This window comes from Aggregatibacter kilianii (assembly GCF_003130255.1).
Classification (GTDB): domain Bacteria; phylum Pseudomonadota; class Gammaproteobacteria; order Enterobacterales; family Pasteurellaceae; genus Aggregatibacter; species Aggregatibacter kilianii.
Genome location: NZ_NRCN01000001.1, coordinates 550,636 through 575,557 on the forward strand (window position 1 = coordinate 550,636; position 24,922 = coordinate 575,557).

Here is a 24,922-nt window from a genome sequence, read left to right on the forward strand (position 1 = left end):
ACTTTTTGTTTGTTCTACGATAACCGGCTGGCACACATCGGAAGATGCACGCCATCAGTATGAATTAAATAATCCGCGAAAATTGCTGTTGTTTTGCTTGTGCGCGGGAATACGTGTCGAAACACAAACAAATATTACGAATCAACAAACGACCTTTAGCGGAAACAACCATTTGCTCGTCGCCAATCTCTAATAAACCGTCGGCTGCCAAAGGCGCTAACAATGCCAAATCTTCTGCAAAGTGTTGTTTAAAATCAATGTGATATTGTTTTTCCAATGGGGCATACGCTAATTTAAAGTTACAAATCAATTGCTTGATCACATCACGGCGCAGACAATCTTCTTCCGTCATGGCCAAGCCTTTGTGTAAAGCAATGCCGGTTTCATCCACGTTAGCATAATAGGTTTTCAGATCTTTTTGATTTTGTGCGTAAGTGTCGCCTAGCAAGCTGATGGCAGACACGCCCAACCCTAATAGATCGCATTCTTCCTGCGTGGTGTAGCCTTGGAAATTACGATGCAAAATGCCTTTTTGCTGGGCAATGGCAAGTTCATCATCCGGTTTGGCGAAATGATCCATACCGATAAATTTGTAACCTGCATTTCCCAAGGTTTGGATGGTTTTTTGCAGAATGTCTAACTTAGTTTCCGGTTTTGGTAATTGCCAGTCTTTGATTTTCGCCTGTCCGGCAAAGCGGCTTGGCAGGTGGGCATAGTTAAAAATACTTAAACGATCGGGATTAAGCTCAATCACTTTTTGCAACGTGAACATAAAGCTCTCTACGGTTTGCAACGGAAGACCGTAAATTAAATCCAGATTGGTAGATTGGAAACCCAATTCACGGGCGCGCATCAATAAGGTATTGACGAATGCTTCATCTTGTTCGCGATTTACCGCTTTTTGCACGTCTTTATTGAAATCTTGCACGCCCATGCTAATACGGTTAAAACCGATATTGCGCAAATGATCCAGCATGGAAAGCTCGATTTCACGCGGATCCATTTCGATACTCACTTCTGCATTTTCGGCGATATTGAAGTGTTCACGCAGCATATTCATTAAACGGGCAGATTGTTCTTCCGTTAAATAGGTCGGTGTGCCACCGCCCCAATGCACTTGGGTCGCTACGCGATTTGTAAATAATTTCGACCGCTCTTTGATTTCTTTTTCAAGAAAATCCAAATAGATATCCGCCTTGTGCTGATGACGGGTGATCACTTTATTACAGCCACAGAAATAACAAAGTTTGTGACAGAACGGAATGTGAACATATAAAGACAACGGGCGGGCGGGATAACGTTGCGTGGCGGCGATAAAATCGTCGTTTGTATAATTTTCATTAAATTCCAACGCAGTCGGATAAGACGTATAGCGCGGGCCGGATTGATTATATTTCTGAATTAATGCCAAATCCCAAATAATTTCGGACATTCAACTTCCCCTAAATATTTTTATAACTTTTCAATATCAGCCAACAGCTGACGTAACTCCAACTTAATGTTTTTTTCAAGTTCCGCTTCGGCACTTTCACGGCGCAAATCCAAACGCATACGTTCGTTCTTTTTTAATGATTTACGCGCTTCATGGGTCGGCATATCTTCCACCACTTCATACAACTGCAGCATGGTAACGTAGTTTTTGATGCTCATCCCCACCGGTTCTAACAACATTTTCAGACGCAACACGCCTTCAGAAAAGTTGCAATCGCCGTTCAACATGGCTTTTGCAATGATTTCAATACTTTCCTTAATGCGATTGATTCGATTTCGACGGGCTTGTTGCAAAGCCTTCTTTTGCTTTTGCAAGGCAAGCAATAAATATGCGGCATAGCCGACCATCCCCACAATGATACAAACTGCCGCAATGAATAAAATTGTCTTCCACATAGATAAATAAGGTGTTTATTTGAATTGATTGATGTCGATTTTCTCGAAAGTGCGGTATAAATCTTCGTCGTTTTCGTCCTCTTCCGCAATACCCAATTCGGTCATCAATTGTTCAACACGCGCCAAGCACTCATCAACAAATTGTTGATCTTCGGCAGATAATTTTTTGCCTTCATCCAACTGATCCAATAATTGATTCAAACATTCGTTATTTTCCAATTGTTCCAATTCCACCATCGGATCCAATTTGGCTTTTGACTCGGTTTGCGGAACCGGAATAGTTTGACCTTTTTCCGGTTTATTGACAAATTCCACCATTAACGGCACTTTTTTACGGCTACCAATACGCGGATCTTTTACATCCAACGCTTGGTTTTCGGTTTTGGCATCCACCGCACTGTGGCGGGAGCCTGAAGCTAACCCTTTGTGTTTACGTTTTTTCTTCTCTTCACGCGCTTTAGCATCGAGTTCATAACGGGTTGCCTGACGGCCTGAACGCGGTGGTGACGGTTTTTTATCGGTTTTACGGGTCGGCATAATATCCGTCACGCGACGGGTCTTTTTCTGACGGGACATAACTTATCTCTTGTGATGAATCAAATTGACCGGCGATTGTACCACTCTGCAAGGGATTTAACGAGAAGTATTAAAAACGTTCACAAAAACAACCGCACTTTTTATGCCTCGGGTTGCTCCTGAATAGAGGATGACGCCAATTTTGCTTCTTTCTGCTGAGCGCGGCGTTTTTGAAAAAAGGCACTGAGTTTTTCGCTGCATTCCTGTTGCAGCACACCGCCGGTAATTTCGATGACATGGTTCATTTTATAATCATCAAAAAAATGAAAACGGGAACCTACCGCACCGGTTTTATAATCGGCCGCGCCAAACACCAAGCGCTTAATGCGACTATGCAAAATCGCGCCGGCGCACATAGTACAAGGCTCAAGGGTGACATATAACGTGGCGTTCAATAGACGATAATTTTGCAAGCGTTGCCCGCCTTGACGCAAAGCAACAATTTCGGCGTGCGCCGTAGGATCGGAATCAATGATAGATAAATTCCAACCCTCGCCGATGATTTCGCCTTCAGCGCTCACCAACACCGCGCCAACAGGAATTTCCCCTAAGGCTTCGGCTTTGTCCGCCAACATTAAGGCGTGGCGCATGAATTTTTCATCGAGGATGTTTTGGGATTCGGTCATTGTTTGGTTTGAGGTTAAAGTGCGGTTATTTTTTGAAATATTTTCATTGTATAAAGCCTTTCTGTCTCCGTTTACGAGGCGAACGACAAAAAGCAGGGGAGAATTTTGCCCCCTTCCGCCCTTCGGGCACCTTCCCCCGCAAGCAGGGGAAGGAAAGAAAATAAACAGTCCCCAAAACGACTGCACTTTCGTTATACGGAAAACGGATATTTAATCGGTTCGTGGCATTGGTAACCCGTTACTTTAAAATCATCCATCGTGACCCAAGTTTCCAGGTCTTCCAAGGATTTAATGTCCGGGTTAATTTCTAACTGCGGTGACGGGAACGGTTCGCGTTTTAATTGCACATCACGCATGAGTTCCAGCTGGTCTTCATAAATGTGCGCATTCACAATGTGATGGAACGCTTGCCCGGCTTTCTTACCGGTGATTTGCGCCATTAACGCCAAAAACGTAAATACTTGGATTTGATTAAAATTCAAGCCAAGCGGTACATCGCAGGAACGTTGATAACTGGTGAGATAGAGGGTGTCGCCTAATAACGAGAACGTATGCGTGTGCATGCAAGGACGCAAACAACCCAAATCAAATTCACCGGGATTGTAAAAGGTGAGAATCTCGCCACGATCGTCGATGCCTTTACTGAGGTTATTGACGATTTTGCGTAGCTGATCGAGATGTTCGCCATTCGGTTTGCGCCAATTTCTGCCCTGCACACCATATACGCGTCCCATGTCATCGGTGCCTTTGCGGTGCGGATTATTAAGCCAAACCTGATTTTCGTTGGCATTAGCATCCCAGGTTTTGGCGCCAAGTTTGCGGAAGTCGGCAGCATTGTCATAACCGCGGATATAACCAAGAAATTCGGCAATAGCGGCTTTCCAATAGCTTTTACGGGTGGTAATCAACGGGAATTGGTTGTTTGCCACATCGTAGGTTAAACTCGCATTAATCACCGTTAAGCAACGCTTTCCGGTGCGTTCATTTTCTATCCAAACGCCTTCATCAACAATGCGTTGGCACAAGTCTAAATATTGTTTCATTTTTTCACCGCACTTTTGTTGTATGCCCAAAGCATAATGAACATGCCGCCGAGAATCATTGGCAAGCAAAGTAATTGACCGCGCGTTATGACATCAAGGAAAAGCTCCACATCAGGTTCGCGCACATATTCAATCATAAAACGGAAAATGCCGTAACCCATTAGGAACAAGCCTGACACGGCCCCCATTGGACGTGGTTTACGAATAAACCAATTGAGAATGAGGAATAACACCAAACCTTCCAATACCGCTTCATATAATTGGGACGGATGGCGTGGCAATAGCAGAGGATCCGTTGGGAAAATCATCGCCCAAGGCACATCGGTTTGACGCCCCCATAACTCCAGATTAATGAAATTACCAATACGTCCCATCCCCAAACCAAACGGAATTAACGGTGCCACAAAGTCTGCTGTCGCCCAGAAGTTGCGTTTTTGTATCTTCGATGTGATGATCATGGCGATAATCACACCGATTAAACCGCCGTGAAAGGACATTCCACCTTCCCAAACGCGGAATAAATACAGCGGATCCTGTAAAAAACGATCAAGATTATAAAAGAAAACATCCCCAATTCGACCGCCTAAAAAGACGCCCATAAAGCCGTTAAATAATAAGGAATCTACTTGTTCTACCGTCCAGCCGCTGTTTGGTTGCTTAGCACGACGCACGCCGAGCCAACGGGCAAAAATAAAACCAAGTAAATACATTAAGCCGTACCAACGCAAACCGATAGGGCCAAATTCAAAGATAGCCGGATTAAATTGCGGTAAAACCAAATAGCCTGAATTCATAACTTTCCTTATTTCAATAACATATTAATCGCCACCACAATTAAAAAGGCAGCAAACCCTTTCTTCAAGGTCGACACCGGTAATCGGTTGGTCATATTGGCGCCGAGTTTGGAGGTAAAAAATGAGGTGATGGTAATGCCTAACACGGCAGGAAGGTACACAAAACCGATGGAATAATTCGGCATTCCCGGCGTCCCCCAACCGCTCACCATAAAGCTCAACATACCGGCAATGCCCATTAACATTCCACAAAATGCGGAGGTACCGATGGCCTTTTTAATGTCCACATTGCGTGAATTTAAAAACGGCACGATAAATCCGCCGCCGCCAATACCGGCAACACTTGATATCATGCCGATTAAAGAACCGCCAATAATAGATGATAACGGTGTAATTTTTTTGTTCGGATCGACGTTTTTCGGCTTAATAGATAAAATCATTTTAACCGCCAAATAAACGACCAAGCAGGCAAATAACTTACCGGAAATTTCAGGGGGTAATTTACTGATGTATTGTCCGGAAATAAATGCGCTAATCATTAAGGCAGGAGCAAAATATTTCAACGTTGACCAAACCACATTGCCGAGTTTGTGGTGTCGTTGTGCGGAAGAAAATGCGGTAATCACTATGGTCGCAAAAGACGTGCCAAGTGCGGTGGACATGAGCAGTGAATCCGGCACGCCCACAATCGGCAGTAGATAAACCATCATCGGCACAATTACCATGCCACCGCCAATGCCGAATAATCCGGCTAAGAAACCGGCGGCGCAACCGCCAAGCAAGCAGAAAAGAAAGAAGGTTAACATAATTATCCTTTGTATTTGTGCGGCGCGCGTTTCGGCTGTTTAGAATAATGTTGTTTATGAGATGAGAAGGTGGATTTCTTTTCGTCGTAAGTCTCTGTTTCGCTATGCAACAACGCTTTATTATTTTCATCAAATAACACCGCAGCAAACTCTTTCATGGCTTTACGATAAACCTCTTTTTTAAAAGACACCACTTGACGCACCGGATACCAAAAACTCACCCAACGCCATCCGTCAAACTCCGGCGTTTTGCTGCATTGCATATTGATATTCTTGGCATCGCCAACCAGTTGCAATAAAAACCAACGTTGTTTCTGCCCGATACACATAGGTTTGGAATCATGGCGCAATAAGCGCTTTGGTAATTTATAACGTAACCAGTGTTTAGACGCATATAGCACACGCACATCTTTACGCGTCAGCCCCACTTCTTCAAATAATTCTCTAAACATGGCCTGCTCGGGTGTTTCGTTATCATTAATTCCCCCTTGCGGAAATTGCCAAGAATTCTGTCCGTATCTCTTCGCCCACAGCACTTGCCCTTTGTCGTTACAAATGACAATGCCTACATTCGGACGGTAGCCATCGAAATCGATCACTATCGTATCCCTTAATCTGTCTCATTTTTCATGCTAAATAACGGCAAATTGTTTCATAAACTGACCCTTAGCACAACTTTATTCTGCTTAATACCTTTAAAGCAAAAGAGTGATTTGTTGATCCGCTTCACAAAACCGACTTTATTTCTTTCCCCTTTATAACGTTTTCTTCTACACTGTTTTTACTCATCGAACGGTTCGACAATCACATTACCAACGAGGAGGAATAATGAAAAAAACTGCCATTCTCAATGCACGGCTCTCTCACTGCATCGCCACGCTCGGTCATACTGACGGCTTAACGCTTTGTGATGCGGGGCTACCGATTCCGCATGATATTGAACGCATCGACCTTGCACTCACGCCAAATATTCCCACATTTCTTGACTGCCTGAATGCCATACTCAGCGAAATGTTTGTAGAACGGGTCTTGCTCGCTCAAGAGATTAAATTAAAAAATCCCCAAATTTTGACCGCACTTTTAGCCCGCCTTACCGAACTTGAGCAACAACAAGGCAATCAAATTCCCGTTGAATACGTCAGCCACGAAGCCTTCAAACAAGCAACGAAGCACAGCAAAGCCATTGTGCGCAGCGGCGAATGCTCACCTTATGCCAATATCATTTTATATTCCGGCGTGCCATTTTAAGGAGTGTTTTTTATGGAACAACCTCTCTTAAGCATTAAGGATGTGGACAAATCCTTCCCCAGCGTCAAGGCCTTAAGTCATGCCTGTTTAAACGTATATCCCGGCAAAGTGATGGCTCTAATGGGTGAAAATGGCGCCGGTAAATCCACCTTAATGAAAGTCCTCACCGGGATTTATGACAAAGACACCGGCACGATTGAATACCTTGGTCGGGTAGTTTCATTCAATGGACCCAAAGCCTCACAAGAGGCCGGTATTAGCATTATTCATCAAGAACTAAACTTAGTGGGCAATTTGACTATTGCGGAAAATATTTTTCTTGGCCGGGAATTCACCCACCCTTGGGGCGCCATTGACTGGCCTAAAATGTATCGGGAAGCGGATAAACTTCTCGCCCGTTTAGGCGTCACCCACAGTAGCCACACACTTTGCGCCGAACTCTCCATTGGCGAACAACAAATGGTAGAAATCGCCAAAGCGCTCAGTTTTGAATCGAAAGTGATCATTATGGATGAGCCGACCGATGCCTTAACCGATACGGAAACAGACGCGCTGTTTAATGTCATTGGTGAACTCAAAGCAGAAAATCGAGGCATCGTTTATATTTCTCATCGAATTAAGGAGATTTTCGATATCTGCGATGATGTGACTGTATTACGTGACGGCCGATTTATTGGCGAAAGTGCGGTAGAAAATTTAGATGAAAATCGCTTGATTGAAATGATGGTCGGTCGTCGCTTGGAAGAACAATACCCACATTTGGAACAGCCTCCGGGCGACATTCGTTTGGCGGTGAAAAATCTTAACGGAAGCGGCGTACATGATGTGTCGTTTACGTTGCGTAGCGGCGAGATTCTTGGTATTTCAGGTTTGATGGGAGCAGGCCGTAGCGAACTGATGAAAGTCTTATATGGTGCATTGCCACGCGAATCGGGCGAAGTGCGGTTAAATAATCGGGAGATTTTTAATCGTTGCCCGCAAGACGGATTACGCAACGGCATTGTGTATATTTCCGAGGATCGCAAAGGTGACGGCCTGATTTTAGGGATGTCGGTAAAAGAAAACATGTCCCTTACCGCGTTAGATTATTTCGCCAAACACCTGCACATTAATCAAACAGCAGAGCGCATGGCGGTCGACGATTTTATTTTACTATTCAATATAAAAACGCCAAGCCGTGAGCAACCTATCGGTTTGCTTTCCGGTGGCAATCAACAAAAAGTCGCTATCGCCAAAGGTTTGATGACACGCCCACAGGTGTTGATTTTAGATGAGCCTACACGCGGCGTGGATGTCGGTGCCAAAAAGGAGATTTATCAGCTAATAAACAAATTCAAAGGAGAAGGCATGAGCATTATTTTGGTGTCTTCCGAAATGCCTGAAGTATTGGGCATGAGCGATCGCATTTTAGTCATGCATGAAGGGCGAATCCGCGCCGAGTTTAGTCGCGCCGACGCCACGCAAGAAAAATTATTGGCCGCCGCTATCGGCAAATCACATTGATAAGAGGTCAACATGAATGCACAACGTAATGTCACATTAGGCAAATTTTTATTGGAACAGCGTTCAATCATTGCGCTATTGGTGTTAATTGGCGTGGTGTCGGCAATTAATCCCAATTTTTTTACCGTGGATAATATTCTGAACATTCTGCGCCAAACCTCCGTCAATGCGATTATTGCAGTAGGCATGACATTTGTCATTTTAATTGCCGGCATTGATTTATCCGTCGGTTCAATTTTGGCCCTCACCGGAGCCTTTGCAGCCAGCATGGTCGGCACGGAATTGTCCATTTTATTAGTGATTCCCGCCGTGTTACTGATCGGCACATTACTCGGCACCCTCAGCGGAGTTATTGTCGCAAAAGGTAAAGTACAGGCATTTATCGCCACCTTAGTCACCATGACATTGTTGCGGGGCGTCACCATGGTTTACACCGACGGGCGCCCTATCAGTACCGGCTTTTCCGATACGGCGGATGCTTTTGCCTTCCTTGGTACGGGCTATTTATTCGGCATTCCGGTGCCGATTTGGTTAATGGCGATCGTCTTTTTAATCTCTTGGTATGTGTTAAAGAATACGAAAATGGGACGCTATATTTATGCCTTAGGCGGCAACGAAGCGGCAACCCAGCTTTCCGGCATTAACGTGGACAAAGTCAAAATTTTTGTCTTCGCAGTCAGTGGGTTTCTCTCCGCCCTTGCCGGCTTAATTGTCACCTCCCGTTTATCTTCCGCCCAACCTACCGCAGGCGTTACCTATGAACTGGATGCTATCGCCGCTGTGGTCGTAGGCGGTACCAGTTTAATGGGGGGAAAAGGGCGTGTAATGGGAACATTAATCGGCGCATTGATCATCGGATTCTTAAATAATGCACTGAATTTATTGGATATTTCTTCTTACTATCAAATGATAGCAAAAGCATTGGTTATTCTGGTGGCGGTCTTAGCAGATAACTATTTAGGCAGTAAAAAACTCTAACTTTATATTCAAGGAGAATTTAATGAAAAAATTAACTACCTTAGCAACAGCGTTATTACTCGCGTTAAGTACAAACGCCATGGCCAAAGACACTATCGCGTTAACCATCTCAACCTTAGATAATCCGTTCTTCGTATCCTTAAAAGACGGCGCACAAAAAAAAGCCGATGAATTAGGCTATAAACTGGTGGTATTGGACTCACAAAACGACCCAGCCAAAGAACTGGCTAACGTAGAAGACTTAATTGTATGCGGCGCGAAAGTACTGTTAATCAATCCGACAGATTCCGAGACCGTCAGTAATGCGGTGGCGATTGCCAATCGCAATAAAATCCCGGTTATCACCTTAGATCGTGGTGCACTGAAAGGCGATGTAGTAAGTCACATTGCTTCCGATAACGTTGCCGGCGGCAAAATGGCAGGCGATTTTATTGCCCAAAAATTAGGTGGCAATGCCAAAGTGATTCAATTGGAAGGATTAGCCGGCACATCCGCAGCCCGTGAACGTGGAGAAGGTTTTAAACAAGCCGTTACCGAACATAAATTTGACGTACTCGCCAGCCAACCGGCAGATTTCGACCGTACTAAAGGCTTGAACGTGATGGAAAACTTACTCGCCTCAAAAGGCGCGGTACAAGCCGTCTTCGCACAAAATGACGAAATGGCGTTAGGTGCCCTACGCGCACTCTCTGCAGCCAATAAAAAGGTTCTGGTTGTAGGTTTTGACGGTACCGATGATGGTATTAAAGCCGTAAAAAGCGGCAAAATGGCCGCCACGATTGCACAACAGCCTGCATTAATCGGTGAGCTTGGCGTGGTCACTGCCGACAAGCTCGTAAAAGGCGAAAAAGTCGAGGCCAAAATTCCGGTTGATTTGAAAGTGATTAGCGAGTAATGCTTTCCGCACAAAAGTGCGGTCATAAAATCCAATGGATTTTGAATATCGGCTCTAGCGACAACCTCGTTGGGGCTGAACAAGTGAACCGGAGAACTTGCGAATAATTTTACAAACGTTTTAAGGAACGCTAAATGCGTTCCTTTTGCTCAGGAGGAAATATGTGCGCCAAACTCGTTGTTCTCGGCAGCATTAACGTCGATCATGTTATTCAAGTACCGCGCTTCGTAAAAGCCGGTGAAACCTTAAGCGGATCCCATTATCGCATTGCTTATGGTGGAAAAGGGGCGAATCAGGCGGTGGCTGCGGCACGCTTAAAAGCGCAAAACACGCAGGTAGATTTTATTGCTTGCATTGGCCATGATGATATTGGTAAGGCCATGAAAAATGCCTTTGCGCAAGACGGCATCAATGTAACGCCTATTCGCCAAATTGAAAATGAAATGAGCGGGATAGCCATGATCCAAGTGGCAGAGAGTGGGGAAAATAGCATTGTTATTGCCGCCGGCGCCAATGCTTATTTAGATGAGTCGTTGGTGGAAGAACAAGCTGAAAATATTCGGCAGGCAGATGCTTTATTAATACAACTGGAAACACCGCTCGCCGCCATTTGTTACGCTGCCGACATTGCTAAACAACATCACACTAAAGTGATTCTAAACCCCGCCCCGGCAAACACGTTACCGCAAACGTTACTTGCTAATTTATACATGATTATCCCAAATGAGACAGAAGCGGAAATCCTGACGGGAATTAAAGTGGAAGATGAAGCCGGTGCAGCACGGGCAGCAGAGAAATTGCATCATTGGGGAGTACAAATTGTGCTCATTACCCTTGGCGCCAAAGGCGTTTATGTCAGTGAAAACAACCAAGGACAAATTATCGAAGGCTTTCGTGTAACCGCCAAAGACACTACAGCGGCAGGCGATACATTCAACGGTGCATTAGTGGTGAGTTTATTAGAAGGCAAAAGCCTCTCGGACGCCATCCGTTTTGCCCATGCCGCAGCAGCCATTAGCGTCACCCGTGCCGGCGCGCAACCGTCTATTCCAAATCGTGCGGAAACGTTAGATTTCTTGGAAAAACAAGGATAAAAGTGCGGTGCTTTTTCGTTGCGTTTTTAATATTAAAAACCGTAGATAAAAAATAAGCCCTTTAACTAAAGGGCTTATTTTATTGGGAAAAGATTGATTAAATCACTTCAACTTCAACCGCTGTCGGACCGCGTTGAGAGTCCTGCACGTTATACGCCACACGGTCACCCTCATTTAAGGTGCGGAAATTGTTACCGACAATACCGGAAAAATGCACGAAAACATCTTTAGTGCCGTCCGCCGGAGCGATAAAACCAAAACCTTTAGTTGAGTTAAACCATTTTACGGTGCCGTTTAATTTAGACATGTTGTCTTCCTTCTTCTTAAATAATGAAATTATGTGCTTTCAACAAGCACGAAACACTAGGTATTTAACTTAAACAGAGATGGATATATATAGAATCTTCGAAGTACAAATTAAAAACTTGAATGAGGAAGAACCGAAATAACTAACTTACTGAAGTGATTGTCTAGCTTGGTGCGCATTAGAACACGCCCGGCCAAGGAAAACAACCTATTTTAGGAAATATCGTCTCTTGTCCGATCAGCGGGTTATATAACTATATGCACCCAAAAGAAAAAATCCCATCAATTTACATTGATAGGATTTTGGAATTTGGTGGAGATAATCGGGATCGAACCGACGACCTCTTGAATGCCATTCAAGCGCTCTCCCAACTGAGCTATATCCCCGTAAGTGGCGGCTATGATAAATTCCGCCCCTTGGTCTGTCAATATTAAATTTTCAATTCGTCGCTATCAGATTAAATATTAAGCATTTTAACCGTTAATAAAATCAATAGCACGTTGAATTCGGCTTAATACGCGCTCACGTCCGATTCCCACTAAGGTTACATCCATAGAAGGCGATTGCCCTGCACCGGTCACCGCAACACGTAACGGCATACCGACTTTACCCATGCCAACCTCTAATTCGGCAGCGGTTTGTTCAATAGCTTCGTGAGTAGAATGCAAATCCCAAGTGGAAAGTGCGGTCAGTTTTTCTTTTACTTTTTCAAGCGCTTCTACCGCGCCCGCTTTGAAATGTTTTTTCACTGCGGCTTCATCGAAAGCTTCAAATTCTTCAAAGAAATAACGACTGGCAAGCGCCATTTCACGTAAGGTTTTACAACGATCCGCAAGCATGGTGATGATTTCCGTTAATGCCGGCCCGTTGGAAGTGTCAATGTCTAAATCCTGATATTGCCATGCTAAATGTTTCGCGACGTAGTCCGCTGGCAATTCACGAATATAGTGATGATTCAACCACAATAATTTTTCGGTGTTAAAGGCACTGGCAGATTTACTCACGGAGTGTAAATCAAATAAATCAATCATTTCTTGGCGGGTAAAAATTTCCTGATCACCGTGGCCCCAGCCCAAACGCACCAAATAGTTGATAAGCGCTTCCGGCAAATAACCTTCGTCACGGTATTGCATCACGCTCACGGCGCCGTGACGTTTGGAAAGTTTTTGCCCATCGTCCCCGTTAATCATGGAAACGTGTGCATATACAGGAATCGGCGCACCAAGGGCTTTTAAAATATTAATTTGACGCGGGGTGTTATTAATATGGTCTTCACCGCGTACGACGTGAGTAATGCCCATATCCCAATCATCCACCACCACGCAGAAGTTATAAGTCGGTGAGCCGTCAGTACGACGAATAATCAAGTCATCCAATTCGCTGTTGCTGATTTCAATGCGTCCACGTACCGCGTCATCAAATACCACAGAACCCTCTGTTGGGTTCTTAAAACGTACCACATGCGGTTCGTCAGCAGAATGATTGTGTTCGTGCAAACAATGACGGTCATAACGCGGTTTTTCTTTATTTTGTTCTTGTGTATGACGTAATGTTTCCAAACGTTCTTTGGTACAATAACAACGGTATGCCAAACCTTGCTCAATCATTTGATCAATAACTTGATTATAACGGTCAAAGCGCTTGGTTTGATAATATGGACCGTGCTCCCAAGCCAAATCTAACCATTCCATCGCTTCTAAAATGGCTTGTGTAGCTTCCGGTGTGGAGCGCTCCAAATCGGTATCTTCAATACGCAACACAAATTCACCGTGATTGTGTTTGGCGTATAACCAGGAATAAAGTGCAGTACGCGCGCCACCAACGTGCAAATAACCGGTTGGGCTCGGTGCAAAACGGGTGCGCACTTTCACGCTTGGATCCAAATCAAATAATGCTTCTAATTTCATGTTATAACCTTTTTTATGTGCAAAATAATTGTGCGGTATTGTACTACGAGTTGTTTGAATTCATAAGGAAAAATCACGGCTTGTGCCTATTTTTGAAACAACCGACGGATTTTTGACAAAAATTTGTTGACTGAAATCATTGAGCAATTATAATGCACGCTCACAACATTGAGGGCGATTAGCTCAGTTGGGAGAGCACCTCCCTTACAAGGAGGGGGTCACTGGTTCGAGACCGGTATCGCCCACCACTTCTTTACATACTTCCCTATTTTAAGATTCTAACGTGGGCGATTAGCTCAGTTGGGAGAGCACCTCCCTTACAAGGAGGGGGTCACTGGTTCGAGACCGGTATCGCCCACCACTTCTTTACATACTTCCCTATTTTAAGATTCTAACGTGGGCGATTAGCTCAGTTGGGAGAGCACCTCCCTTACAAGGAGGGGGTCACTGGTTCGAGACCGGTATCGCCCACCACTTCTTTAAATACTTCCCTATTTTAAGATTCTAACGTGGGCGATTAGCTCAGTTGGGAGAGCACCTCCCTTACAAGGAGGGGGTCACTGGTTCGAGACCGGTATCGCCCACCACTCTATTTTCCATTAATGATTTTTCTTTCAAAGACTTCCGAAAGTTTATTCTTTTGATATAAAGTGATAAAGTACAGCAACTTTTTTCAATGGAATAAACGGATTCATTTAATGCAAAAAACAGTTAAAAATCAGACCGCACTTTTAATTTCAAACGGCCTATTACGTTTAGTCGGGAACATTGTCAAAACCTTAAGTTACCCTTTCCACGCCCTTTTCCCCAAAAAGCGCTTTACGATTCCTGAATTCAGCCCGGCCAAACGCCAATCCGACAAACCAAGCAAAATTAATCGCGTCATTTGGCAAACCAACTACAGCAATAAAGTGACGTTGCCGATTTACTGCAACTATTTGGTCAACCGCTTATTTTCCTTAAGTTATGATTATCGCTATGTGAGCACTGAAGCGCGTAGCGACTATATTGAAAAATATGCCGATCCACGCACCTTCGCCGCTTATAGCCAACTCACGGATGGCGCCGCACAAGCGGATTTTTGGCGCTTATTCACGCTCTACCAAGACGGCGGCATTTATATGGATATTGACGGACATCTCGTGGGTTGTTTGGATAATATGATCGACCCGGAAGATGACGAAGTCCTCATCACCCGTCGCGGGCGTTACACCAACTTCTTTTTAGCCAGTCGCAAAGGCAATCCGTTTTTGAAAGAAACCTTGGATATTATCGTGGACAATATCGAGAATCGTCGCGTTGATAGGGGGGTGTTTGTTTTAACCGGTCCGGATACATTAAATAAAGCCTTAGAAAACAAGGAAGTAAATACCCGCCGCGATAAACTTACTTGCGCTCAAGGGACCTTTGCCAATGAATATTTCCAATATATGGATAAAAAACGCGGTAAATGGATTCACGCCAAAAACGAAGATTTATTAAAATAATCGTCAATGAAATGAAAAAATGCGATCGCAAAACGAATTTTTGTTGATCGCATTTTTTCGTTATGTGATATATTTTTCACCAATTTTTTGTAATTTCAATCAGAGGATAATATGGCACTTTGGGGTGGGCGCTTTACACAGGCGGCGGACAAACGTTTTAAACATTTTAACGATTCATTACGTTTTGATTATCGCCTTGCCGAGCAAGATATTGAAGGCTCCATAGGTTGGTCGAAAGCCTTGGTTTCTGTCAATATTTTAACGGTACAGGAACAACAACAATTAGAACAGGCACTGAACGAATTATTGATCGAAGTGCGGTCAAATTCTCAGGCGATTTTGCAAGATGATGCCGAAGACATTCATAGTTGGGTGGAAAGTAAACTCATTGATAAAGTAGGCAATTTGGGTAAAAAACTGCACACCGGTCGTAGCCGTAATGACCAAGTGGCGCTCGACATCAAAATGTGGTGTAAAGAACGGGTGGCCGAATTGCAACATTCCCTTCGCGAATTACAACGCAAATTAGTGCTCACCGCAGAAAATAACCAAGATGCCGTGATGCCGGGCTACACGCACCTGCAACGTGCCCAACCGATCACATTTGCGCATTGGTGCATGGCCTATGTGGAAATGTTGGATCGCGATTATTCCCGTTTAGCCGATGCTTACCGCCGCATGAACAGCTGTCCGCTAGGCAGTGGTGCCCTTGCCGGCACGGCGTATCCTATCGATCGCGAACAGCTCGCCAAAGATCTCGATTTCGCCTTTGCTACCCGTAACAGTTTGGACAGCGTATCCGACCGCGATCATATCGTTGAACTACTCTCTGCCGCCTCGCTGAGCATGGTGCATTTATCCCGTTTCGCCGAAGATATGATTATTTTCAACAGTGGCGAATCTAATTTCGTGGAACTCTCCGATCGCGTGACTTCCGGTTCCTCCCTCATGCCGCAGAAGAAAAACCCTGATGCTTGCGAATTGATTCGCGGCAAAGCGGGACGTGTCATTGGTGCACTAAACGGTATGTTAATGACCTTAAAAGGATTACCGTTGGCGTATAACAAAGATATGCAGGAAGACAAAGAAGGCATTTTCGACGCATTGGACACTTGGCAAGATTGTTTAGATATGGCGTCATTGGTGTTAGACGACATCAAAGTGAACGTGGAACGCACCCGTGAATCTGCCCTCAAAGGCTATTCCAACGCCACCGAACTGGCCGATTATTTGGTTGCCAAAGGCGTACCGTTCCGCGATTCTCACCATATTGTGGGCGAAACCGTGGTGTATGCCATCAAGCAACACAAAGCCTTAGAAGAATTGACGATTCCTGAATTTCGTCAATTCTGTGAAAAAGTGTCGGACGATGTATACGACATTCTTTCCTTACAATCTTGCTTAGATAAACGCGCCGCCAAAGGCGGGGTATCACCGTTACGTATCGCGGAAGCCATTGCAGAAGCAAAAACAAGATTCGCCTAACACCTCTTCTAAAGTGCGGTCATAAAAAAGTTTATTTTTATGACCGCACTTTTCTTTCAAAAACCCCAAATGAAATAAATTCCATATAACTAAAAAAGCGTTTTTTTAGAAAAAATATAAAATAGAACAAAAAAAAGAAAAAATTTCATTATTTTTTTGTAAAAATATTTGAAACCGTATGATTTCCTGTTGCATAGTAATTCTGACTTAGCAATATAGCCAAGCGAAAACAAATAATGCAGACACAAACACACTACCAACAGGAGATATTCTTATGTCGAACGCAGTTGCCTCCCTTGAAGAATTCTTAGCAAAAATCGAACAACGTGACGGTCACCAACCGGAATTTTTACAAGCCGTACGTGAAGTATTAACTTCCATTTGGCCATTCCTTGAGAAAAACCCGAAATACCGCTCCGAAGCCTTATTGGAACGCTTAGTTGAACCTGAACGCGCCATTCAATTCCGTGTAGCATGGACTGATGACAAAGGCCAAGTGCAAGTCAATCGAGCCTTCCGAATCCAATTTAACAGCGCTATTGGCCCCTTCAAGGGCGGTATGCGTTTCCACCCGTCCGTCAACCAATCCATTTTAAAATTCTTAGGCTTTGAGCAAATCTTCAAAAATGCCTTAACCACATTGCCAATGGGCGGTGCCAAAGGCGGTTCCGACTTTGATCCGAAAGGCAAAAGTGATGCGGAAGTTATGCGCTTCTGCCAAGCCTTAATGACCGAACTTTATCGCCACATCGGTCCGGACACCGACGTGCCGGCAGGCGATATCGGCGTTGGCGCGCGTGAAGTGGGTTATTTAACCGGCATGATGAAAAAACTCTCCAATCAAACCGGCTGTGTGTTTACCGGCAAAGGGTTGAGCTTTGGCGGTAGCTTAATTCGTCCCGAAGCCACCGGCTACGGCTTAGTGTATTTCGTACAAGCCATGTTGGCAGAAAAAGGCCTGGATCTAAAAGGCAAAACCATAGCAGTTTCCGGCTCCGGCAACGTAGCACAATATGCCATTGAAAAAGCGATGGCGCTTGGCGCAAAAGTGATTAGCTGTTCCGACTCCAACGGTACAGTAGTGGATGAAGAAGGTTTCACGCCGGAAAAATTAGCTGCATTAATGGACATCAAAAACGCACAACGTGGTCGAGTGAAAGATTACGCAGATAAATTCGGTTTGCAGTATGTTGCAGGCAAACGCCCGTGGTATTTGAAAGTGGACATTGCCCTGCCATGCGCCACCCAGAACGAATTAGAATTAGCCGATGCCCAAACTCTTATCGCTAATGGCGTACAAGTGGTGGCGGAAGGTGCGAATATGCCAACCACTATTGAAGCGACCAGCGCCTTTATTGAAGCCGGTGTGTTATTCGGCCCGGGCAAAGCCGCCAACGCAGGTGGTGTAGCAACATCCGGTTTGGAAATGTCACAAAATGCCCAACGTTTAAGCTGGAGCCGTGAAAAAGTGGATACAAAACTGCACCACATCATGCTGGCCATTCACGAGAACTGTAAAAAATACGGTTCTGACGGCAAAGGCAATATCAACTATGTTGTCGGTGCAAACGTAGCCGGTTTCGTGAAAGTTGCCGATGCCATGTTGGCGCAAGGCGTATACTAAAATCGTATAGAAAAAACATCATAAAATCCCACCGCACTTTCTGTCGAATCAAGATGAAAGTGCGGTTATTTTTTCAGTGAAATTTGTTATTAAACCAAACATTTTGTTCTAAAAATGCAGGCGCTTCCATATTGAATTTTGTTCGATTATCGTGTTAAATCGTCACTAAATCTAAGGTTATAAATATCAGGTAAAAAAATCATGTGCCAATTATTAGGAATGAACTGTAACGTCCCGACAGATATCGTTTTTTCCTTTGAAGGCTTCCGCCATCGTGCCGGTTTAACCAATACCCATTCCGACGGTTTTGGGATTGCTTTTTTTGAAGGCAAAGGCATACGCGTTTTTCGCGACAACAAACCGGGTTATATTTCCCCTATCGCCGATTGTGTCAAACAATACAACATCAAATCCCTCAATGTCATTGCCCATATTCGCAAGGCGACCCAAGGCGATGTGAATATCGAAAACACACATCCGTTTATTCGCGAAATTTGGGGCGAGAACTGGGTGTTCGCACACAATGGCAACTTAACCGAATTGCCCGATATGAGCGAATCCATATGCCAACCAATCGGCACCACCGATTCCGAAACCGCCTTTTGCTATATTGCGGAACAATTGAAAAGTCGCTTTCGTAAAAAACCAAGCGAAGAACAAATTTTCGCCACAATCCAAGAAATCACTAATCAACTGGCGGAACGCGGCACATTTAATTTTATTTTATCCAACGGCGAATGGATGATCGCCCGTTGTTCTACCAACTTACATTACATCACCCGCCAAGCGCCTTTCGGCAAGGCGCAACGCATTGATGACGACGGCGTGATTGATTTTAGTAATTACGCTAAAGACGGCGACAAGGTCACCATCATCACCACAGCGCCGCTCACCAAAGACGAAGTGTGGACAAAAATGGAAAACGGCGGTTTCGTCTTTTTCAAAAACGGCGACAAAATTTGGGAAATCATCGGCACGCCGAGAACGGAAATCATTGATGACGGCACACTAGGTGAAAGTAAAGCGGCTTAAATCTCGGCTAATCAATACATAAAATGATACAAAAAAAAGTGCGGTAAAATTTCACCGCACTTTTTCTTCTTCCGATTTATCGTTTATTCAAACTCCAATTCCACCGCACTTTCACCTAAAAACTCGACCAACTCGCCGAGGAGTTCATCGGTAGGATTGACCGACCATTGCACGCCCATTTTTACTAAAGCGCGGCCTTGCGGGCTGAGATAGTAAATGTGGACGGGAAGTGTGTTGCCGCTGTAAGGCGCTAAAATGGCCTTGAACTGTTTAATAAATGTCGTGTTAATTTGCTCTTGATTCAGACAAATCGCCAAGCTCTTGGCATAACGCGCACGGGCTTCGTCAATCGTCATCAAATCCCGCACAGACATTCTTAAGCCTTGCGAGAAATCATCAAAACTGACTTGCCCCGACACCACGATCACCGTGTCTTTTTGCAATTTTTCGCCAAACTTATCCAACGCTTCGCCGAACAAGGTCAAATCCAAACGACCGGAACGATCATCAATGGTAGCAATGCCAATGTGGTTGCCTTTTTTGGTCACGGCGATACGGGTATTCACCACTAAACCGCTGGCGGTGCTCATTTGTCCACGATAATTCGGTGTTAATTCTTTCAGGCGAACCGGACTGTAATGGGACAATTCTTTCAAATATCGACTCACCGGATGGCTACTCAAATACAATCCTAGAGTTTCCCGTTCACCGTCTAAAATGGTCTTTTCCGTCCAAGGCGCAATGTTGGCATAAGAATGTTCCACTTCCTCATTGGTTTCCGTCAACACGCCGAACATATCCGTTTGCCCTAAAGCCTCATCTTTGGCATGTTGATCGGAGGCACGTAGTGCATCTTCCAGATTTCGCTGCAAGGCAGCGCGATGTGGACCGAGTTTATCGAAAGCACCGGATTTAATCAGGCTTTCAAACGTGCGTCGATTGATTTTCTTTAAATCCACGCGGGCACATAAATCAAACAGATTTTTGAAAATACCGTCTTTCTCACGGGCTTCCACTAACGCCGCAATTGGCCCTTCGCCTACGCCTTTAATGGCACCGATACCATACACAATTTCGCCGTTTTCATTGACGCTAAAATGATGTTTCCCGGTGTTAATGTCAGGCGGAACGACCTTCAATCCCATGCGCATACATTCGTCATACAAGCCAACGATTTTATCGGTATTATCCATTTCCGAAGTCATGACTGCGGCCATGAATTCGGCCGGGTAGTGCGCCTTTAGCCACAGGGTTTGATAAGAAACCAACGCATAGGCGGCAGAGTGCGATTTGTTAAAGCCATACCCCGCAAATTTTTCCACCAAATCAAAGATTTTCATGGAAAGATCGCCGTCGATGCCATTTTTGATGGCACCCTCTTCAAATACAGAACGCTGTTTCGCCATTTCTTCCGGTTTTTTCTTACCCATCGCACGGCGCAATAAGTCCGCACCACCCAACGTATAACCCGCCAACACTTGGGCAATTTGCATGACCTGCTCTTGATACAAAATAATGCCGTAGGTTGGCTCTAAAATTGGTTTAAGGGATTCATGTTGATAGTTGGCATCCGGGTAAGACACTTCTTCGCGCCCGTGTTTACGGTCGATAAAGTTATCCACCATGCCCGATTGCAATGGGCCGGGGCGGAACAAGGCTACCAACGCGATAATATCTTCAAAACAGTCCGGCTTGAGGCGCTTAATCAAATCTTTCATGCCGCGCGATTCCAACTGGAACACTGCCGTGGTTTCAGCATTGAGCAACACTTCAAAAGATTGGTGATCATCCAATGGGATAGTGTTGATATCCACCAACGGTTTGCCTTCTTTTTCCATGCGCGCGTTAATCATATCCAGCGCCCATTTGATGATGGTTAAGGTACGTAAGCCTAAGAAGTCAAACTTCACCAAACCCGCATATTCCACGTCATTTTTATCGAAGTGGGTCACCGGATGTTTGCCTTCCGAATCGCAGTACAGCGGCGAGAAATCTGTAATTAGCGTTGGCGAAATCACCACTCCACCGGCATGCTTACCGGCATTTCGTGTGACGCCTTCCAGCTTGCGTGCCATGTCAATAATGGCGCGGACTTCTTCATCGGCATCGTAAATTTCTTGCAGTTTTGGCTCGGCTTCAAACGCTTTGGCGAGCGTCATACCGGGATCAGGCGGCACCAACTTAGAAATACGATCCACAAAGCCATAAGGTTGTCCCAGCACCCGCCCCACATCGCGGATCACCGCTTTTGCCGCCATGGTACCGAACGTAATAATTTGCGACACCGCACCACGTCCATACATTTCGGCGACGTGTTCAATCACGCGGTCGCGCCCATCCATACAGAAGTCCACGTCAAAGTCAGGCATGGAAACCCGTTCAGGATTGAGGAAACGCTCAAAAAGCAAATCGAATTCCAACGGATCCAAATCGGTAATTTTTAACGCATAAGCCACCAATGATCCTGCCCCGGAGCCCCGTCCCGGCCCCACCGGAATATCGTTATCTTTTGACCATTGGATAAACTCCATCACGATCAAAAAGTAACCCGGAAAGCCCATTTGGTTGATTACATCCAGTTCCACCTGCAAGCGTTCATCGTATTCTGGACGGCGTGCTGCACGCACCTTTTCATCAGGGAATAACACCTTAAGGCGCTCTTCCAAGCCCTCTTTGGCACGCTTAATCAGATAATCTTCGGTGCTTAAATCACCGGTTGGAAATTGTGGCAAGAAATATTCACCCAATCGAATAGTGACATTACAGCGTTGTGCAATCAGTAGCGTATTCTCCAGTGCGCTCGGCACATCGGCAAACAAATCGCACATTTCTTGTTCGGAACGGAAATATTGTTGGCCGGTATAATTTTTAGGACGTTTCGGATCTTCTAAGGTATAGCCATCATGAATGGCCACGCGAATTTCATGGGCTTCAAAATCATCCGCCTGCAAAAAGCACACATCATTGGTGGCCACGACGGGAAGATCGGTTTGCTCCGCCAAGGTTAATGCCGCTTGGATATATTCTTCTTCATCCGGGCGACCGGTACGGGTGAGCGTTAAATAAAAATGTTCGGGGAAAAATTCACGGTAAAAATCCACCGCACTTTTCAGTTCGTCGGCATTATTTCTTAACAGTTTTCTGCCCACATCCCCACGAACACCGCCGGATAAAATAATGATGCCATCTTTGTGCTCCACCAACCATTGTTGATCGATGTATGGCAAATCGGAATAGCCCCGCTCATACGCACGGGAAAGTAATAATGTGATGTTTTTATAGCCTTCGTTATTTTTTGCCAACAAGGTTAAATGGAAAGGCTCATCACCACATAGTTCGCTTTTCACCAACACATCGGCACCGATAATCGGTTTCACCCCCGAAGACAACGCTTCGCCGTAAAAGCGCACCAAACCGCAAAAGTTGGTGAAATCCGTCAACGCCATCGCCACCATGTTGTTTTCTACACAGGCTTTCACCAACGGTTTCACCTTGGCGATACCGTCAATCATGGAAAAATCACTATGAACCTGCAAATGAACAAAACGTGGCTGCGACATAAAAATCCTTAAGATAACAAAAAAGTGCGGTCACAAAATCCAAAGGATTTTGAACGTTGGCTTCACTAACTAACGGTAGCAAAACCATAAATAATCGTCTCAGCGATTATGCGTAATTTTAGCGGTATTTTTAGGGGAATTATAGGGATAATTTGCCGCTGTTTATCAGATTGAGCAAACGTATAATAAATCCCCACAAAACACAGCTTTATTGCTAGAGTTTTGATTTTCAATCGGCTATATTAGCGCACAACTGTTAGCTGATTTTGGATTTTTAACCATGGACCTCAATTTTCATTTTATTCACCGCGTTCGTAGCCAAGCAAAAACGTTGGCAAATCGCACCGCACTTCGCTATTTCAAAGACAATAACTGGCTAGATATTTCCTGGGCGGAACTGCAACAACAAATCGATCAAATCTCTCTCGCATTGTTGGCTAATCATATTGATATTCAAGATAAAATTGGTATTTTCGCGCACAATATGCCGCGCTGGACGATTACCGACATCGGTACATTGCAAGTGCGCGCCGTCACTGTGCCGATTTACGCCACCAACACGGCAAAACAAGCGCAATTTATTATTAATAATGCGGATATGAAGATCATTTTTGTGGGGGATCAAGAACAATATGATCAGGTCATCGACATTGCCGATGAATGCCCAAAATTGCAGAAAATCGTGGCGATGAAAAACACCATTCATTTGCATGAACACGCCAAAGCCTGCCACTGGCAAGAATTTATTGAGATGGCCGACGAGCAATATCAGGCGGAATTACAACAACGGTTGGATAGCAAGTGCTTAGAGGATTTATTTACACTCATTTACACCTCCGGTACCACCGGCGAGCCGAAAGGCGTCATGTTGGATTATGCCAATTTGGCACATCAACTAAAAGCGCACGATCAGGCGCTGAAAGTAGATGATAGCGATGTGTCCCTTTCCTTCCTGCCGCTATCTCATATTTTTGAGCGGGCTTGGGTGGCTTACGTGCTCCATCGTGGTGCCACCAACTGTTATATTGAAGACACCAATCAAGTGCGGTCGGCTTTGACGGAGATTCGTCCGACGTTAATGTGTGCCGTGCCGCGTTTTTACGAAAAAATTTATACGGCAATTTTAGACAAAGTGCACAACGCACCAAAATTACGTCAATGGATTTTCCATTGGGCGATGGCCATCGGACGTCAACATTTCGATGCCCTTGCAAAAGGACAAAAAATTGGTTTTCTGTTAAAACAACAATATTCCCTCGCCAACAAACTGGTACTTGGCAAATTGCGCGCTCTACTCGGTGGGCGCATTCGCATGATGCCATGTGGCGGCGCCAAATTAGAACCGACTATCGGCTTGTTCTTCCACAGCATTGGACTGAACATTAAACTGGGCTATGGCATGACGGAAACCACCGCGACCGTCTCCTGCTGGGACGACGTCAACTTTAACGCCAATTCTATCGGCAGCTTAATGCCGGGGGCAGAAGTCAAAATCGGCGAAAATAACGAAATCCTCGTACGCGGCGGTATGGTCATGAAAGGTTATTACAAAAAACCGCAAGAAACCGCCGAGGCTTTCACCACCGATGGTTTTTTGAAAACCGGTGACGCAGGCGAATTTGATGCCAACGGCAATTTATACATCACCGACCGTATTAAAGAGTTGATGAAAACATCCAACGGCAAATACATCGCACCACAAGTGTTGGAAAGCAAAATCGGCAAAGATAAATTCATCGAACAAATCGCCGTCATCGCTGATGCGAAAAAATACGTTTCCGCCCTTATTGTGCCTTGCTATACCGCGTTGGAAGAATACGCCAAACAAGTCAATATCAAATATCAGGATCGCTTAGAATTGTTAAAAAATTCAGAGGTTATCCAAATGTTGGAGCGTCGAATTAATGATCTACAAAAAGAATTAGCCGGCTGGGAACAAATCAAACGTTTCACGCTGTTACCCCAAGCATTCAGTACGCAGTTGGAAGAAATCACACCCACCCTAAAATTACGCCGAAAAGTCATTTTGCAACGTTATAAGGAACAAATTGAAGCAATGTATGATTAAAC

At 44.8% G+C, this 24,922-nt stretch carries 21 protein-coding genes and 5 tRNA genes; 14 read left to right on the forward strand and 12 right to left on the reverse strand.

The window, feature by feature from the left end:
- Positions 1–64: 64 nt before the first annotated feature.
- The 8 genes from hemN to rppH all read right to left on the reverse strand — a co-directional run bounded on the left by hemN (position 65) and on the right by rppH (position 6,331).
- Complete coding sequence (gene hemN / locus DK428_RS02405; RefSeq protein WP_109092119.1) at positions 65–1,432, reverse strand: oxygen-independent coproporphyrinogen III oxidase; 1,368 nt, start codon at positions 1,430–1,432, stop codon at positions 65–67.
- 20 nt (positions 1,433–1,452) lie between these two features.
- Positions 1,453–1,887, reverse strand: coding sequence for a DUF2489 domain-containing protein (locus DK428_RS02410; protein ID WP_005701561.1), 435 nt, complete (start codon positions 1,885–1,887; stop codon positions 1,453–1,455).
- A gap of 15 nt (positions 1,888–1,902) precedes the next feature.
- Positions 1,903–2,463 carry a Der GTPase-activating protein YihI gene (yihI, locus tag DK428_RS02415; RefSeq protein ID WP_109058820.1) on the reverse strand — a complete coding sequence of 187 codons (561 nt, stop codon included), beginning with the start codon at positions 2,461–2,463 and terminating at the stop codon, positions 1,903–1,905.
- Positions 2,464–2,564: 101 nt separating this feature from the next.
- Positions 2,565–3,089 (reverse strand): tRNA adenosine(34) deaminase TadA, encoded by a 525-nt coding sequence (gene tadA, locus DK428_RS02420; protein ID WP_109064221.1) that lies wholly within the window; start codon positions 3,087–3,089, stop codon positions 2,565–2,567.
- Positions 3,090–3,280: 191 nt separating this feature from the next.
- A complete protein-coding gene (locus tag DK428_RS02425; protein WP_109064222.1) occupies positions 3,281–4,132 on the reverse strand; it encodes a thymidylate synthase in 852 nt (283 codons plus the stop codon).
- A complete protein-coding gene (gene lgt / locus DK428_RS02430; RefSeq protein ID WP_109064223.1) occupies positions 4,129–4,926 on the reverse strand; it encodes a prolipoprotein diacylglyceryl transferase in 798 nt (265 codons plus the stop codon). Before lgt ends, DK428_RS02425 begins: the two co-directional genes overlap by 4 nt.
- A gap of 8 nt (positions 4,927–4,934) precedes the next feature.
- Positions 4,935–5,732: a sulfite exporter TauE/SafE family protein gene (locus DK428_RS02435; protein ID WP_109064224.1), complete on the reverse strand. Its 798-nt coding sequence runs from the start codon at positions 5,730–5,732 to the stop codon at positions 4,935–4,937.
- A 2-nt stretch (positions 5,733–5,734) separates the two neighbouring features.
- Positions 5,735–6,331, reverse strand: a complete 597-nt coding sequence (gene rppH, locus DK428_RS02440) for an RNA pyrophosphohydrolase (RefSeq protein ID WP_050693191.1) — start codon at positions 6,329–6,331, stop codon at positions 5,735–5,737.
- A gap of 229 nt (positions 6,332–6,560) precedes the next feature.
- On the opposite strand from rppH, the gene rbsD reads away from it, so the two are divergent.
- From rbsD to rbsK, 5 genes are all read left to right on the forward strand, one after another.
- On the forward strand, positions 6,561–6,980 hold the full coding sequence (gene rbsD, locus DK428_RS02445; protein WP_109064225.1) for a D-ribose pyranase: 420 nt from the start codon (positions 6,561–6,563) through the stop codon (positions 6,978–6,980).
- 12 nt (positions 6,981–6,992) lie between these two features.
- The gene (gene rbsA, locus DK428_RS02450) at positions 6,993–8,483 is read left to right on the forward strand and encodes a ribose ABC transporter ATP-binding protein RbsA (RefSeq protein ID WP_109064226.1); all 1,491 of its coding nucleotides are present in this window, start codon (positions 6,993–6,995) and stop codon (positions 8,481–8,483) included.
- Positions 8,484–8,495: 12 nt separating this feature from the next.
- A complete protein-coding gene (rbsC, locus tag DK428_RS02455) occupies positions 8,496–9,461 on the forward strand; it encodes a ribose ABC transporter permease (protein ID WP_109064227.1) in 966 nt (321 codons plus the stop codon).
- A gap of 22 nt (positions 9,462–9,483) precedes the next feature.
- The gene (rbsB, locus tag DK428_RS02460) at positions 9,484–10,356 is read left to right on the forward strand and encodes a ribose ABC transporter substrate-binding protein RbsB (RefSeq protein ID WP_109064228.1); all 873 of its coding nucleotides are present in this window, start codon (positions 9,484–9,486) and stop codon (positions 10,354–10,356) included.
- A gap of 161 nt (positions 10,357–10,517) precedes the next feature.
- A complete protein-coding gene (rbsK, locus tag DK428_RS02465) occupies positions 10,518–11,450 on the forward strand; it encodes a ribokinase (RefSeq protein ID WP_109064229.1) in 933 nt (310 codons plus the stop codon).
- Positions 11,451–11,547: 97 nt separating this feature from the next.
- Here the strand turns inward: rbsK and cspE are convergent, their stop codons facing one another.
- From cspE to gltX, 3 genes are all read right to left on the reverse strand, one after another.
- On the reverse strand, positions 11,548–11,757 hold the full coding sequence (gene cspE / locus DK428_RS02470; protein WP_005701571.1) for a transcription antiterminator/RNA stability regulator CspE: 210 nt from the start codon (positions 11,755–11,757) through the stop codon (positions 11,548–11,550).
- A 310-nt stretch (positions 11,758–12,067) separates the two neighbouring features.
- Positions 12,068–12,143, reverse strand: a tRNA-Ala gene (locus tag DK428_RS02475).
- 87 nt (positions 12,144–12,230) lie between these two features.
- On the reverse strand, positions 12,231–13,664 hold the full coding sequence (gene gltX, locus DK428_RS02480; protein ID WP_109064230.1) for a glutamate--tRNA ligase: 1,434 nt from the start codon (positions 13,662–13,664) through the stop codon (positions 12,231–12,233).
- A 172-nt stretch (positions 13,665–13,836) separates the two neighbouring features.
- Here gltX and DK428_RS02485 point away from each other — a divergent pair.
- The 8 genes from DK428_RS02485 (at position 13,837) to DK428_RS02520 (ending at position 19,292) form a co-directional block, all read left to right on the forward strand.
- A tRNA-Val gene (locus DK428_RS02485) sits at positions 13,837–13,912 on the forward strand.
- A gap of 37 nt (positions 13,913–13,949) precedes the next feature.
- Positions 13,950–14,025 (forward strand) — tRNA-Val (locus tag DK428_RS02490).
- A gap of 37 nt (positions 14,026–14,062) precedes the next feature.
- Positions 14,063–14,138, forward strand: a tRNA-Val gene (locus DK428_RS02495).
- Positions 14,139–14,175: 37 nt separating this feature from the next.
- Positions 14,176–14,251, forward strand: a tRNA-Val gene (locus DK428_RS02500).
- Positions 14,252–14,362: 111 nt separating this feature from the next.
- The gene (locus DK428_RS02505; RefSeq protein ID WP_109064231.1) at positions 14,363–15,151 is read left to right on the forward strand and encodes a glycosyltransferase family 32 protein; all 789 of its coding nucleotides are present in this window, start codon (positions 14,363–14,365) and stop codon (positions 15,149–15,151) included.
- A 111-nt stretch (positions 15,152–15,262) separates the two neighbouring features.
- A complete protein-coding gene (gene argH / locus DK428_RS02510; protein WP_109064232.1) occupies positions 15,263–16,636 on the forward strand; it encodes an argininosuccinate lyase in 1,374 nt (457 codons plus the stop codon).
- 274 nt (positions 16,637–16,910) lie between these two features.
- Positions 16,911–18,260: an NADP-specific glutamate dehydrogenase gene (gene gdhA / locus DK428_RS02515; RefSeq protein ID WP_109064233.1), complete on the forward strand. Its 1,350-nt coding sequence runs from the start codon at positions 16,911–16,913 to the stop codon at positions 18,258–18,260.
- 201 nt (positions 18,261–18,461) lie between these two features.
- A complete protein-coding gene (locus tag DK428_RS02520) occupies positions 18,462–19,292 on the forward strand; it encodes a class II glutamine amidotransferase (RefSeq protein ID WP_109064234.1) in 831 nt (276 codons plus the stop codon).
- A gap of 83 nt (positions 19,293–19,375) precedes the next feature.
- Here the strand turns inward: DK428_RS02520 and dnaE are convergent, their stop codons facing one another.
- Positions 19,376–22,852 carry a DNA polymerase III subunit alpha gene (gene dnaE / locus DK428_RS02525; RefSeq protein ID WP_109064235.1) on the reverse strand — a complete coding sequence of 1,159 codons (3,477 nt, stop codon included), beginning with the start codon at positions 22,850–22,852 and terminating at the stop codon, positions 19,376–19,378.
- Between the two features lie 280 nt (positions 22,853–23,132).
- Here dnaE and DK428_RS02530 point away from each other — a divergent pair, with 280 nt between their 5' ends.
- Complete coding sequence (locus tag DK428_RS02530; protein WP_109064236.1) at positions 23,133–24,920, forward strand: AMP-dependent synthetase/ligase; 1,788 nt, start codon at positions 23,133–23,135, stop codon at positions 24,918–24,920.
- The last annotated feature ends 2 nt before the right edge of the window (positions 24,921–24,922 follow it).

Excerpts from the sequence above, each read along its gene's own strand:
- hemN (WP_109092119.1), bottom strand. The coding sequence starts at position 1,432 with ATGTCCGAAATTATTTGGGATTTGGCATTAATTCAGAAATATAATCAA.
- DK428_RS02410 (WP_005701561.1), bottom strand. The coding sequence starts at position 1,887 with ATGTGGAAGACAATTTTATTCATTGCGGCAGTTTGTATCATTGTGGGG.
- yihI (WP_109058820.1), bottom strand. The coding sequence starts at position 2,463 with ATGTCCCGTCAGAAAAAGACCCGTCGCGTGACGGATATTATGCCGACC.
- tadA (WP_109064221.1), bottom strand. The coding sequence starts at position 3,089 with ATGACCGAATCCCAAAACATCCTCGATGAAAAATTCATGCGCCACGCC.
- DK428_RS02425 (WP_109064222.1), bottom strand. The coding sequence starts at position 4,132 with ATGAAACAATATTTAGACTTGTGCCAACGCATTGTTGATGAAGGCGTT.
- lgt (WP_109064223.1), bottom strand. The coding sequence starts at position 4,926 with ATGAATTCAGGCTATTTGGTTTTACCGCAATTTAATCCGGCTATCTTT.
- DK428_RS02435 (WP_109064224.1), bottom strand. The coding sequence starts at position 5,732 with ATGTTAACCTTCTTTCTTTTCTGCTTGCTTGGCGGTTGCGCCGCCGGT.
- rbsD (WP_109064225.1), top strand. The coding sequence starts at position 6,561 with ATGAAAAAAACTGCCATTCTCAATGCACGGCTCTCTCACTGCATCGCC.
- rbsA (WP_109064226.1), top strand. The coding sequence starts at position 6,993 with ATGGAACAACCTCTCTTAAGCATTAAGGATGTGGACAAATCCTTCCCC.
- rbsC (WP_109064227.1), top strand. The coding sequence starts at position 8,496 with ATGAATGCACAACGTAATGTCACATTAGGCAAATTTTTATTGGAACAG.
- rbsB (WP_109064228.1), top strand. The coding sequence starts at position 9,484 with ATGAAAAAATTAACTACCTTAGCAACAGCGTTATTACTCGCGTTAAGT.
- rbsK (WP_109064229.1), top strand. The coding sequence starts at position 10,518 with ATGTGCGCCAAACTCGTTGTTCTCGGCAGCATTAACGTCGATCATGTT.
- cspE (WP_005701571.1), bottom strand. The coding sequence starts at position 11,757 with ATGTCTAAATTAAACGGCACCGTAAAATGGTTTAACTCAACTAAAGGT.
- gltX (WP_109064230.1), bottom strand. The coding sequence starts at position 13,664 with ATGAAATTAGAAGCATTATTTGATTTGGATCCAAGCGTGAAAGTGCGC.
- DK428_RS02505 (WP_109064231.1), top strand. The coding sequence starts at position 14,363 with ATGCAAAAAACAGTTAAAAATCAGACCGCACTTTTAATTTCAAACGGC.
- argH (WP_109064232.1), top strand. The coding sequence starts at position 15,263 with ATGGCACTTTGGGGTGGGCGCTTTACACAGGCGGCGGACAAACGTTTT.
- gdhA (WP_109064233.1), top strand. The coding sequence starts at position 16,911 with ATGTCGAACGCAGTTGCCTCCCTTGAAGAATTCTTAGCAAAAATCGAA.
- DK428_RS02520 (WP_109064234.1), top strand. The coding sequence starts at position 18,462 with ATGTGCCAATTATTAGGAATGAACTGTAACGTCCCGACAGATATCGTT.
- dnaE (WP_109064235.1), bottom strand. The coding sequence starts at position 22,852 with ATGTCGCAGCCACGTTTTGTTCATTTGCAGGTTCATAGTGATTTTTCC.
- DK428_RS02530 (WP_109064236.1), top strand. The coding sequence starts at position 23,133 with ATGGACCTCAATTTTCATTTTATTCACCGCGTTCGTAGCCAAGCAAAA.